The sequence below is a fragment of the Actinobacillus minor NM305 genome, assembly GCF_000175195.1.
Classification (GTDB): domain Bacteria; phylum Pseudomonadota; class Gammaproteobacteria; order Enterobacterales; family Pasteurellaceae; genus Haemophilus_A; species Haemophilus_A minor.
The window spans coordinates 1-12,458 of sequence record NZ_ACQL01000066.1 but is presented as its reverse complement, the minus strand read 5'-3'; the positions used below and the strand labels follow the sequence as shown (position 1 = coordinate 12,458).

Below are 12,458 nucleotides of genomic sequence, written 5' to 3'. Positions count from 1 at the left end.
GTTAAATCTTTGTGCAACTGCTACATAACACCGTATACTATAAAGCTTTACGCCACTTTTTAGTAACAGTTTTTATTATGTTATCGCATCACTATATCATATCACGTGAATTGTGTGATTAAGGGCGAACGCCTAAAGTATGACAAATCGCATAAGTTAATTCTGAGCGGTTTAGCGTATAGAAGTGGAAATCTTTTACGCCTTCTTTCGAGAGAACTCTAACCATATCCATTGCAATACTTGCCGCAACTAAATTTCGTGTTGTTGGATCATTATCTAAACCTTCATACATTTTATGCATCCAATTTGGGATTTTGACGTTTGTGAGTTGCGCCATTTTTTGTAATTGTTTGAAATTGGTAACCGGTAAAATACCCGGCACAATTTCAACATCAATTCCCACATTGACACAGCGGTCGCGGAAACGTAAGTAACTGTCAATATCAAAGAAGAATTGGCTAATCGCACGGCTTGCACCGGCATCAATTTTTCGTTTGAGATTGAGTAGATCGGCTTGTGCTGATTTAGCTTCTGGGTGAACTTCAGGGTATGCAGCCACAGAAATATCAAAATCAGCCACTTCTTTTAATAATGCAACGAGGTCTGAAGCATAAAAAGGCTTTTTAGTATAACCTGGTGGTTCATCGCCTCGTAATGCAACAATGTTGCGAATCCCATTATCCCAATAATCCTTTGCGATAACTTTAAGTTCATCAGGTGTTGCATCAATACCGGTAAGATGAGGGGCTGCAATGATTCCAGTTTCTTGTTGAATACTTTTCACAATACTGTGCGTTCTATCTCTCTCTCCGGAATTCGCACCATAAGTTACAGAAACAAACTTCGGTTTAAGTGGCGCTAAACGATGAATAGAATCCCAAAGCAAGGTCTCCATTTTTTCATTTTTAGGTGGGAAAAATTCAAAAGAAACGTTGATCTTGCCATTTAAGTCGGCAATGTTTTGATTTAATTGGTCGATATTGGCTGCAAAACTCATGTGAGAAACCTTTTCCTTATATTGTTTTTAATAGTAACTAAGTTGTACTTTAAGAGTTTGGTTAATGTAAGTCAATTACATAATTCTCAAAATGAAGATGAAATAAATTCATACAAGAGGCAAAATTTGATATACATCAAACATACCTCTTTATTACTAGATTTTTTTTTTAAGTCAGATAAAATGCGAAACATCTAGATGTTTAATCAATAACACTTTTAATCAACTGATTTCATTTATTAAAATAAGGAACGCATTATGCAGATAACCAAAGTTGCCGTAGCCGGCACATTAGAATCTAGCGATGCACAAGTGCGAATTGCACCTTCTGCACAACTGGAAATCGAACTCAACAGTTCAGTAGGTAAACAATTTGGTGATGACATTTTAGCCACCATCAATGACGTTCTAAAACAATTTAATGTAACCGCAGCTCAAGTTATTGTAGAAGATAAAGGCGCACTTGATTGCGTACTTCGTGCAAGATTGAAAGCTGCGCTTTTACGTGCAACAGACGAAAAAATTGATTGGGAGAAAGTGCTATGAAATTAAGAAGAAGTATGCTGTTTGTACCGGGTTCAAATGCAGCGATGATTAGCAATACTTTCATCTATAAACCTGATTCAATTATGTTTGACCTTGAAGATGCGGTCGCTTTAAAAGAAAAAGATTCTGCACGTATCTTAGTTGCTCACGCATTGCAACACCCGCTATATCAAGAAATTGAGACGGTTGTTCGTGTTAATCCATTAGACTCTGAGTTTGGTTTGGCAGATTTGAATGCCGTTGTACGTGCAGGCGTTGATGTTGTGCGTATGCCAAAAACAGAAACCGCACAAGATGTGATTGATATGGATAATGCAATTACAGAAATCGAAAAAGCGTGTGGTCGTGAAGTTGGTTCAACTTTAATGTTAGCGGCAATTGAATCGCCACTTGGTATTACACAAGCAAATCAAATTGCAACAGCCTCTAAACGTTTAATCGGTATTGCATTAGGTGCGGAAGACTACGTACGTAACTTAAAAACAGAGCGTTCACCTGAAGGTATTGAATTATTATTCGCACGTTGTTCAATTTTACAAGCAGCACGTGCAGCCGGTATTCAAGCATTCGATACCGTATATTCAAATGCAAATAATGAAGAAGGTTTCTTAAAAGAAGCGGCATTGATTAAACAATTAGGTTTTGATGGTAAATCATTAGTGAACCCTCGCCAAATTGAGTTACTGCATAATTTATTTGCGCCGACACAAAAAGATGTGGAACAAGCACAAAAAATTATTGAAGCTGCGGAAGAAGCAGAACGTAATGGTTTAGGTGTAGTGTCATTAAACGGTAAGATGATCGATGCACCGATTATTGATCGCGCAAGATTAGTGCTTGAACGTGCTAAATCAGGTATTCGTGAAGAGTAAGGGGAAAGAAAATGACAACTAGAGAACAACGTGTTGAAAAATTTAATGGCGGTAAAGCTGTTTATCAAGCAGTGCCAAAAGCTGAATCTCTTGCTCGTACTGCGAAAGACCGCAAAATTTGTGATAGCTTAGAAGATGCTATCCGCCGTTCAGGCTTAAAAGATGGTATGACAGTTTCGTTCCACCACGCTTTCCGTGGCGGTGACTTTGTCGTGAATATGGTAATGGACAAAATTGCTGAAATGGGCTTTAAAAACCTGACTTTAGCTTCAAGTTCATTGATCGATAGCCATTTCCCAATCGTAGAACACATTAAAAATGGTGTTGTAACCAAAATTTACTCATCAGGTTTACGTGGCAAATTAGCAGATGAAATCTCAAAAGGTATTCTTGCGGAGCCGGTTAATATTCACTCGCACGGTGGTCGAGTTCACTTAGTGAAATCAGGTGAATTAAAAATTGACGTGGCATTTTTAGGTGTACCTTGCTGCGATAAATTCGGTAATGCCAATGGTTTTACCGGTAAAAGTAAATGTGGTTCATTAGGCTATGCTCGTGTTGATGCGGAATTTGCTGATAAAGTTGTGCTTTTAACAGAAGAATTTGGCGAATACCCACTTCATCCGATCAGCATTGCACAAGACCAAGTAGATTTAATCGTGCAAGTTGATGCTGTTGGCGATCCGAAGAAAATCGGAGGTGGCGCAACACGTATGACAACAAACCCTCGTGAACTTTTAATTGCCCGTAAATGTGCAGAAGTCATTTTTGGTTCTGGTTACTTTAAAGATGGCTTCTCGTTCCAAACCGGTTCAGGCGGTGCGGCACTTGCGGTAAGCCGTTTTATGGAAGAAAAAATGCGCCGTGAAAATATCACAGCAAGTTTTGCATTAGGTGGTATTACCTCAAGTATGGTGGCATTACACGAAGCAGGTTTAATCAAAAAACTGATTGACGTTCAATCTTTCGATAAAGATGCGGCAGAATCTCTTGCTCGTAATCCAAATCATATCGAAGTATCAGCTAACCAATATGCAAACTATAGTTCAAAAGGTGCTTCAGTTGAGCGTCTAGATGTGGTTATTCTTTCAGCGTTAGAAATTGATACCAAATTTAACGTAAATGTATTAACCGGTTCTGATGGTGTTATTCGTGGCGCATCGGGTGGACACTGTGATACCGCATCTTCTGCTCAAGTTGCGATTATCGTAGCTCCTCTTGTGCGTGGTCGTATCCCTACAGTGGTTGAAAACGTAATCACTTGTGTAACCCCAGGTGAAAACATTGATGTTCTTGTAACCGATCACGGTGTTGCGGTAAACCCTAAACGCCCTGACTTAATTGAAAAATTAACAGCAGCAGGTATTCAATTATTTACGATTGAACAACTTTGTGAGCGTGCATATAGCATTACAGGTAAACCGAAAGATATCGAATTCACCGATAAACCGGTTGCGATTGTTCGTTACCGTGATGGTTCTGTGATTGATACGGTATATCAAGTAAAAGCATAAAAAAATAAGCGAGTATAAACGTTATACTCCAGATTGCTGATAAAGGTTATATTTGAGCAATAACCTAGCACGAGCCGTGCTAGGTTCATTAAGCCCAGCCCCGCTGGGGCTGAAAGGAAGAGCCGCAGAGCGGCTCAGATTAAGTAACCCTATACGGCTCGTATAGGGTTTGTCAACGGTCTGGAGTATAAACGTTATACTCGCCTTATTAAGTAAGCGGTCAATATGTTTGAGCAATTTTATAATAATTTTTCTTTGGACGGCGAAGAGGTAAGTCTTGAGCAGTTGCTTGAAGCTCGAGAAAACCGAGTTCAGCTCCAGCAACAGTGTTTAGCACAATACGGTCAAACAGTATTGTCGCTTACTTTGCTTGCGGTAGGGGGCGTTAAGAAAAATGCGTTGCTCAATTATGCGTTTGCAAGCGCATTAGAAAATTTGACCGCTTGTTTTTCGGCTTTAGGGGTAACGCCCACAGCAGAATTTATTAGACCGTTAAATACGGGACATGAAGCATTATTTGTACTGCCTATTGAGGCTGACAAGCTAAAAAGGGCAATGATCGCTTTAGAAGAAAGTTCGCCTCTTGCTCGTTTATGGGATATCGATGTTATTCAAGCGGATGGCAGATTGTTAAGTCGTACAGAATTTAATTATCCGCCTCGCCCTTGTTTAGTCTGTCAAGATGAAGCAAAAGTTTGCGCAAGAGCAAGAAAACATAGCTCTGAAGCGATTTGGAGCGAAATGAAAAAGCGTGTTCAGGCAGATGATTTCTCACAGCGCATTGCCACAATGGTTTATCAAGCATTAGTTGATGAAGCAAGATTATCGCCAAAACCAGGCTTAGTGGATAGTATAAATAATGGTTCTCATCAGGATATGAACCTGAAAACTTTTGAGCAAAGTGCGCTAGCATTACGCCCGTTTTTTGCACAGTTTGTATTAAAGGGGATAAAAACCGTCAATTTGCCCCATTCGCAAATTTTGGCACAAATTCGACCGCTTGGTGTTATTGCAGAAAAAGCAATGCGGCAGGCAACAAATGATGTGAATACCCATAAAGGCGCAATTTTTGCATTTGGGTTAATTTGTACCGCAATTGGACGATTGTATGCGTTAGATGTAATAGAAAATCAGCTTAAGCAAAGTCAATCTTTAGTTAATGCTATTTGTGAGCAAGTTGCACAATTTACTCTGGGTTTAACAGAAGAATTAAAGCATTATCCTGATCATCAACCTCTTACCGCTGGCGTTAGATTGTTTAGAGAATATGGCTTAACAGGCGCCAGAGGCGAAGCAGAAAGTGGCTTCTTATTAGTAAGACAAGCATTGGATTTTGTTGAAGCATACAAAAATGTTGAATTACAACATCAATGGTTAATTATATTATTGTATTTAATGGCAAATAATCCCGATACGAATGTTGTTAATCGAGGGAAGATGGAAGGACTTACTTTCATTCAACAAGAAGCAAACAAGCGGTTAAAAAACAAAATACTTTTACAAAATAAAAACGACTTGATCTCAAGTCTCACAGAATTTGATCAAGCCTGCATTGCACGTAATTTGAGTTCAGGGGGCAGTGCAGATTTATTGGCATTAACGATTTTTTTTAAATGTTATCTTAAATCTTAATAGAGGTGAACTATGGCTTTATCTAAAGCGCAAAAAGTTGCAGTACTGGTTGCAATACCTGTACTCTTCTTCTTACTGCCTGCACCAGAGGGACTTTCTCTGATTGCATGGCGTTTATTAGGGATCTACATTGCAACAATCGTAGGTCTTGTGATTAAACCATATGGCGAGCCGGTATTATTACTTGCTGCTGTCGCGGCTTCTGCTGCAACTATCGGTAATACTGAAGGTGCTAGTGAATTTGTGAAAGTGAGCCATACACTTGCCGGTTATCAATCTGGTACAACATGGTTAATCTTTACTGCATTTACCCTTAGTTCTGCATTCGTGATTACCGGTTTAGGTAAACGTATTGCATATCACATGATTAGTTGGTTAGGAAGCACAACTCTCCGTTTAGGTTATGTGACAGTTTTCCTTGATTTATTACTTTCTCCGGCAACTCCGTCAAACACGGCTCGTGCAGGGGGGATTGTATTCCCAATTATTAACAGTGTGGCAGTCGCTTTAGGTTCAGATCCAGAAAAATCACCTAAATTAGCAGGTCGTTACTTATTGTTAAACGTATATATGGTGGTAAAAACAACCAGCTATATCTTCTTAACAGCGATGGCGCCTAACGCATTAGCATTATCATTGATGTCTCCAATTCTAGGTTTAAACTTAAACTGGGTTCAATGGTTCTTAGCAGCTTCTGTACCAGGTTTATTATGCTTATTTATCATTCCATTTATCTGCTACATTATTGCTAAACCAGAGTTAAAAAATGTAGATAATAAAGCGATTGCGAAAAAAGGCTTAGATGAATTAGGTCCAATGTCTTTCCGTGAGAAAGCATTAGCGGTGTTATTCGTATTAGCGTTATTTGGCTGGATTTTCTCTGATTTCTTAAATGTAAATGCAACAACAGTTGCGTTAATTACCATGGTACTTTGCGTTGTATTAACCATCGTATCTTGGGATGATATCCGTAAAAATAAAGCGGGTTGGGATACCTTAATTTGGTACGGTGGTATCATTGGTATGTCTGGCATTTTAGAGAAAGCAGGCTTCTTCAAATGGTTAGCAGATACATTAAGTGCAAACTTAAACTTTGGCGACCATGGTAATATTGCTTTAATCGTTATTTTACTCTTGAGTGTTGCTGTACGTTACTTATTTGCATCAGGTGGTGCTTATGTAGCTGCAATGGTTCCTGTATTTGCAACAGTCGGTAAAGTAGCTGGTGCACCGGTTGAATTATTAGCATTAGGCTTATTATTCTCTAACTCTTACGGTGGTTCTGTAACGCACTACGGTGGTGGCCCAGGTCCAATTACATTTGGTGCAGGTTATAATGACATTAAATCTTGGTGGACAGCAGGTGCAGTGATTGCATTCGGTAGCTTACTCATTCACGCAACATTAGGTATTGCTTGGTGGGAGTTCCTGTTCAGTGCAGGTTGGTTACCAACAGTAAACTAAGATAAATTCTAATTAAGCGGTGGGGGTTTGTAGATCTTTTACAAAACCCCATTGTTTTATTTTCACGTAATACGTTATGTTTTTAATGAATTAAGTTTTAACAAATTGTTAAAATTACGATCTAGATCACAAAATTAGGTTAAAATTTGCAATAAAATAAAATTCCTTCCATTCTCTCGTTTTAATAAGGATACAGTATGAGTGATTTAAAACAACAGGCATTAGACTTCCACGAATTTCCCGTTCCAGGCAAAATTTCCGTTACACCAACTAAAAATTTAGCTACTCAGCATGATTTAGCATTAGCATATTCTCCAGGTGTTGCTGAGCCGTGTCTCGAAATTGAAAAAAATCCAGCAGCAGCAAGCCGTTATACTGCGCGAGGCAACTTAGTGGCAGTGATTTCTAATGGTACTGCGGTTTTAGGTCTGGGTAACATTGGCGCATTAGCATCAAAACCTGTTATGGAAGGTAAAGGTGTACTATTTAAGAAATTTGCTGGCGTTGATGTTTTTGATATCGAAATTAATGAGACAGATCCGGATAAATTAGTTGATATTATTGCCGCATTAGAACCAACATTTGGTGGTATCAATTTAGAAGATATTAAAGCACCTGAATGTTTCTATATCGAGAAAAAATTACGTGAGCGAATGGGTATTCCGGTCTTCCATGATGACCAACATGGCACAGCGATCATTGTTGGTGCAGCCGCTTTAAACGGCTTGCAAGTAGTAGGTAAAAAAATTGATGAAGTCCGTTTAGTGGTAAACGGTGCCGGTGCTTCAGCAATTGCGTGTACAAACTTATTGCGCTCTTTGGGCTTCAAAAAAGAAAATATCACAATGTGCGATTCTAAAGGCGTTATCTTCCAAGGTCGTGGCGATAACATGGATGAAACTAAACAGTTTTATGCTATCGAAGATAACGGTTGGCGTACATTAGCAGATGCCATTCAAGGTGCCGATGTGTTCTTAGGCTGCTCTAAAGCTGGTGCATTAACGCAAGATATGATTAAAACAATGGCTGATAATCCGCTTATTTTAGCACTAGCAAACCCGGTTCCTGAAACAACACCACATGAAGCTAAAGCAGTTCGTCCAGATGCTGTTGTTTGTACAGGACGTTCGGATTATCCTAACCAAGTTAATAATGTTTTATGCTTCCCATTCCTTTTCCGTGGTGCATTAGATGTTGGCGCAACAACCATCAACGAGGAAATGAAAATGGCAGCTGCACATGCAATCGCAGATTTAGCGAAAGAACCTGTACCTTTTGAAGTTATTTCAACCTATGGTTCTTTAACATTTGGTCCAGATTATGTAATTCCAACACCTTTCGATCCTCGCTTAATTGAAGTAGTATCTTCTGCGGTAGCAAAAGCTGCAATGGAAAGTGGCGTAGCAACTCGCCCAATCAATGATTGGAAGGCTTATGCTGATCGTGTTAGAAAATTAGTCGAATAATGTAAAACAACAAGAAAAAGAGATGGAATGCCATCTCTTTTTTGCATTTTTTTTCTAAATCATGTAGAATTACGCCCGACTTTTAGTCACATAATTTTAGGGAAATAGCTGGGTCGCCTGCTATTTTTTGTTTTTTACGGAATGAAAATTCCATTATTTAAGAGAATTAAACAATGTCATTCAAATTCGAAGCTGAAGTTCGTACAGCGCAAGGTAAGGGTGCGAGCCGCCGCCTGCGTCACAATGGTCAAGTTCCTGCAATCATCTACGGTGGTTCTGCAGAGCCTGTATCAATCGTATTAAACCACGATAACTTAAACAACGCACAAATTCACGATGCGTTCTACAACGAAGTATTAACTATCGTTGTTGCAGGTAAAGAAGAGCAAGTTAAAGTACAAGCGATTCAACGCCACCCAACAAAACCAAAACTTGTTCACTTAGACTTCAAACGCGTGTAATCTAGGCGTAGCAAGGCTTTAACTCTATTTTTCGTTCCGAAATTATTTGTGATTTTGCTGATTTTTAAGGTAATAAAATCAACATTTTACAAAATAGTTTCGGAACGTTTTTTTTTTACGTTTCATCTGTTGGTTTGAGTATTTTATCTTAAACCCAACCAACATAACCATACAAATATAAACAAGATAAATGGGAAAAATTTGGATGAAGTAGGAAGAAGTAAGAAGGGAAAACTGAAACAACGTTACACATACAGAAACAACAAAACCCAGCTTTTTACGGCTGGGTTTTCGCTTGTTTAACATTGGCAAACATTATATTACAGAACGCAACGATGACGTCCTCAAAGAAGATTACCAACAGCGTTTCGATGCTGATTTCATCTTAATAGTAGAAGAGTTATCGCAGTTATTTGAATTATTAGCAGCGGAATTTTGACGGGATTAAGGAGCGGTTATGATCAAAAAATATAGAGTGGTATTAGAATCTTGGCTGGATATTAGTGATTATAGCAAAAGTCACACGCATTTGAGGCGGCAGCAGCCACTTTGCCGACCATTAGGTCGATTTAGACAACTATGCGCATTTGGAGGGACGGTTGAATTTGTGTGTTGAAGATGAAACCGCCTAGTGCGGTTTTGTTATTTTAGGAGATTGAGAATGATTAAAGAAAACAACGGCTGGATTAGTGTTAAAGATGCATTACCAGAACCATATAGAGCAGTATTAGTTATAAACAGCGAAGAATATTTCTTAGCATCAATTCGTTCAGACGGGGAATTTCATTTATCTAATTTTTCTAGAGTTTATGATGTTACCCACTGGCAACCACTCCCACCGCCATCAACCAAATCAAATAGCGCAAGGGAAAAATGATAGATGGTGTGTTTGTTAAAGAGGGCGATTTATGCAATTAGAAGCAGAAAAATTTGCCAAAATTCTCTCTCATCTTCAGGGAATTTGTACAACCTTAGGCTATGAAGGTATTAAATTCCGTTGTTGGCTAGAAAAAGAAGATGACAAATCAAACCAACGATTGAGTTTTATTTTACCATTTTGAAAAATGGGCAACAAAATGACCAAAACCGTCAGCGTAAACCACCGCACTTTTCAAACGCTCGCCATACAGTCATTACGCTACTGTATGGGGCGTAGAACCTTTGCCGTGAAGTTTATCCGTGAACATTGGCAAGACCTTACCAAACACGCCAAAGCCATCATCATTCGAGATTTAGACGAAGCATTGCAATCCCACGAAGACGACCTAAGAGACAATAGCGAATATCGCCACTTAGGCGACCAGTGCGACTACCAAAAATGGAAAAACCTAAGAGAATGGATCAACGAACAAGCCTAGCGGAAGCTAGGTTTTTTATTTGGGTAAAAAGTATGACACACATAGAACATTTAACAATTAACCAAGTTGCCAAAGAGTTAAATTGCCACCCAAACACCGTCCGCCAACATTTAGCAGATTGGGGATTTTTTAAAATGGAAGGTTCTAAAGTGTGGCGGGTTAAACGATCAGATCTTGACCGAATGAAAAAACAAGCGAATAATGGCCGTGGGGTATCTCTGTCGGTCGAGGAGAAAAGAAAATGTCGATCTACAGACGAAAAGCAAACGGTCCGTGGTGGGTTGATATCACAACCCCAAACGGCAAGAGAATTAAGAGAAGCACTCGCACGCTTGTAAAACGTGAAGCACAACAGTATCACGACAAACTCAAGCAAGAAATGTGGGCAGAAGATAAGCTCGAAACAAAGAGAAAATATATCTTCGAAGATGCCTTATTGCATTATGTCCGTTCAGCCGAAGAATTAAAGGATAAAGCCACGAAAAAGCGACACGCCGAGTACTGGCTATCTAAATTCGCAGGTCGAGAACTCAGCTCTTTAACAGCACAAGAAATTATCTTAAATATCCCCAAAAAGAATGCCAATACTAAACAGGCGTTATCTCATAGTACGCAAAATAAGTATGTTAAATCTTTACTAAGGGTATTAAATATTGCCTATAAGCTAGGTATGCTGGATTCTGTGCCATATGTGGAGAAAAAGAAAGAGCCACCAATTAGAGTGCGTTGGATCACGAAACAGCAAGCAAAACAGCTCATAGATAAATTGAGTTCCGACTGGATGAAGTCTATCTGCAAATTTGCTTTGATGACAGGAGCAAGACGTACAGAAATTTTAACAATGACTTGGGATAAGATAGATTTTGAAAGGAAAGTAGCAATCGTGACTAATGATGTTGCAAAGTCAGGTAAGGCACGATCGCTATTATTAAACCAAGAAGCCATAAAACTTCTTGAATCTATCCGCCACCGCCATTCTAAATATGTATTTGTGGGCAGAAACGGTAATCCTTTACAGGATATTAACCGAAAAGCATTTAATTTATCTACAAAAAAATGCTTATTATCTGATTTCCACTTTCACGATCTCCGCCACACTTGGGCGAGTTGGCACGTTCGAGCAGGAACACCACTTTTCACATTAAAAGAATTAGGCGGCTGGGAAACCTTAGAAATGGTTAAAAAGTATGCTCATTTAAATGCAGATCACTTATTGGAACACGCAAACAAGGTCGAAATTTACGGTACATTTACGGAACATTCGCAAAATGAGCCTAGATTAAGATTAGTTGCATAGCCTATAAGTGATTGATTTTAAAAGAATTTAATGGCACGCCCTAAAGGATTCGAACCTTTGACCCACGCCTTAGAAGGAAGTTACTATATAACATATAGTAGAATAAACTAATCAATAAAAACAATGACTTACAGAGCTAATCGCATTTAAAATCACTGTTTTTATTTATATATAAATAGGCTATTTCATCCCTTTTTTGTCACAATTTTGACACAATAAAGACTGGTTATTCAGCTATATTGTCTCTTTTCTTACTCTTCCAAAAATACCAACCGAACAACCTTACCACAATCCAAGCACACCACGCAACAACAGGGCGACCTTGTAAAATTAAACATTCGCGCAATCTCTTGTCTGCTTCCGCTCGGTTTACTTTGCCATTTACGCCATAATCACGGTCGTGTTGATGACAGCACGAGTTGATATTTTTCGGGGCATTTTTCAGCCCCGTGCAGTATTGTTTTGCCATAATCACACTCTAACAATCCCTTGCTCAATCATGTAATGATAAATACGCCCAATCATTAAATCTTGGAAGGATTTACCAATGTCGTCTTTGGTCATTGGCTTCATCATAATTGCCATTGCTTGTTGTGCATCGAGATATTTGTACTCGGTAACCAATGGGTTAAATTCGGTAATCACGCCGTCTTCTTCGGTTCCTGTTCCGATCGCATAGGTTACATTCATTGAGCCGTCTTGGTTCATTGAGAAACCTGAAATGGTTGAATACACTGGGGTTAAGATTTTATTGAAAGTTGCCATAATGGACTCCTTGTTTAGATAAAAGAAAACCCGACCATTTTTGATCGGGCATTGTTAGAGATTTATACTGTTAGTGGTTTAATTGA

General features: G+C 38.9%; 15 protein-coding genes. 12 read left to right on the top strand and 3 right to left on the bottom strand.

The window, feature by feature from the left end; translation table 11 throughout:
• Positions 1–118 precede the first annotated feature (118 nt).
• Positions 119–997 (bottom strand): methylenetetrahydrofolate reductase, encoded by an 879-nt coding sequence (gene metF / locus AM305_RS02760; protein WP_005822970.1) that lies wholly within the window; start codon positions 995–997, stop codon positions 119–121.
• Between the two features lie 258 nt (positions 998–1,255).
• On the opposite strand from metF, the gene citD reads away from it, so the two are divergent.
• The 12 genes from citD to AM305_RS02705 all read left to right on the top strand — a co-directional run bounded on the left by citD (position 1,256) and on the right by AM305_RS02705 (position 11,607).
• The gene (gene citD, locus AM305_RS02755; protein ID WP_005820944.1) at positions 1,256–1,543 is read left to right on the top strand and encodes a citrate lyase acyl carrier protein; all 288 of its coding nucleotides are present in this window, start codon (positions 1,256–1,258) and stop codon (positions 1,541–1,543) included.
• Entirely contained in the window at positions 1,540–2,415 is an 876-nt protein-coding gene (gene citE / locus AM305_RS02750) for a citrate (pro-3S)-lyase subunit beta (protein ID WP_005822969.1), read from the top strand. Before citD ends, citE begins: the two co-directional genes overlap by 4 nt.
• An 11-nt stretch (positions 2,416–2,426) precedes the next feature.
• Positions 2,427–3,929, top strand: coding sequence for a citrate lyase subunit alpha (gene citF / locus AM305_RS02745; protein ID WP_005822966.1), 1,503 nt, complete (start codon positions 2,427–2,429; stop codon positions 3,927–3,929).
• Positions 3,930–4,154: 225 nt separating this feature from the next.
• On the top strand, positions 4,155–5,561 hold the full coding sequence (gene citG, locus AM305_RS02740; protein ID WP_005822964.1) for a triphosphoribosyl-dephospho-CoA synthase CitG: 1,407 nt from the start codon (positions 4,155–4,157) through the stop codon (positions 5,559–5,561).
• 12 nt (positions 5,562–5,573) lie between these two features.
• Positions 5,574–7,025, top strand: a complete 1,452-nt coding sequence (locus AM305_RS02735; RefSeq protein WP_005820948.1) for an anion permease — start codon at positions 5,574–5,576, stop codon at positions 7,023–7,025.
• 197 nt (positions 7,026–7,222) lie between these two features.
• A complete protein-coding gene (locus AM305_RS02730; RefSeq protein ID WP_005822962.1) occupies positions 7,223–8,491 on the top strand; it encodes a malic enzyme in 1,269 nt (422 codons plus the stop codon).
• A gap of 173 nt (positions 8,492–8,664) precedes the next feature.
• Entirely contained in the window at positions 8,665–8,952 is a 288-nt protein-coding gene (gene rplY, locus AM305_RS02725; RefSeq protein WP_005822960.1) for a 50S ribosomal protein L25, read from the top strand.
• A gap of 661 nt (positions 8,953–9,613) precedes the next feature.
• Positions 9,614–9,829, top strand: coding sequence for a DUF551 domain-containing protein (locus AM305_RS02720; protein ID WP_005822957.1), 216 nt, complete (start codon positions 9,614–9,616; stop codon positions 9,827–9,829).
• Positions 9,830–9,860: 31 nt separating this feature from the next.
• Positions 9,861–10,013 carry a hypothetical protein gene (locus AM305_RS12530; RefSeq protein WP_005822955.1) on the top strand — a complete coding sequence of 51 codons (153 nt, stop codon included), beginning with the start codon at positions 9,861–9,863 and terminating at the stop codon, positions 10,011–10,013.
• Positions 10,014–10,028: 15 nt separating this feature from the next.
• The gene (locus AM305_RS02715) at positions 10,029–10,310 is read left to right on the top strand and encodes a hypothetical protein (protein WP_005822953.1); all 282 of its coding nucleotides are present in this window, start codon (positions 10,029–10,031) and stop codon (positions 10,308–10,310) included.
• A gap of 32 nt (positions 10,311–10,342) precedes the next feature.
• Positions 10,343–10,648 (top strand): helix-turn-helix domain-containing protein, encoded by a 306-nt coding sequence (locus AM305_RS02710; protein WP_005822951.1) that lies wholly within the window; start codon positions 10,343–10,345, stop codon positions 10,646–10,648.
• The gene (locus AM305_RS02705) at positions 10,552–11,607 is read left to right on the top strand and encodes a tyrosine-type recombinase/integrase (protein WP_005822950.1); all 1,056 of its coding nucleotides are present in this window, start codon (positions 10,552–10,554) and stop codon (positions 11,605–11,607) included. The genes AM305_RS02710 and AM305_RS02705 overlap by 97 nt, the downstream gene beginning before the upstream one ends.
• 226 nt (positions 11,608–11,833) lie before the next feature.
• On the opposite strand, the gene AM305_RS02700 is transcribed toward AM305_RS02705, so the two are convergent.
• Together AM305_RS02700 and AM305_RS02695 are read right to left on the bottom strand one after the other, a co-directional pair.
• Positions 11,834–12,076, bottom strand: coding sequence for a hypothetical protein (locus tag AM305_RS02700; protein ID WP_005822949.1), 243 nt, complete (start codon positions 12,074–12,076; stop codon positions 11,834–11,836).
• A 2-nt stretch (positions 12,077–12,078) separates the two neighbouring features.
• A complete protein-coding gene (locus tag AM305_RS02695) occupies positions 12,079–12,372 on the bottom strand; it encodes a hypothetical protein (protein WP_005822948.1) in 294 nt (97 codons plus the stop codon).
• Positions 12,373–12,458 lie beyond the last annotated feature (86 nt).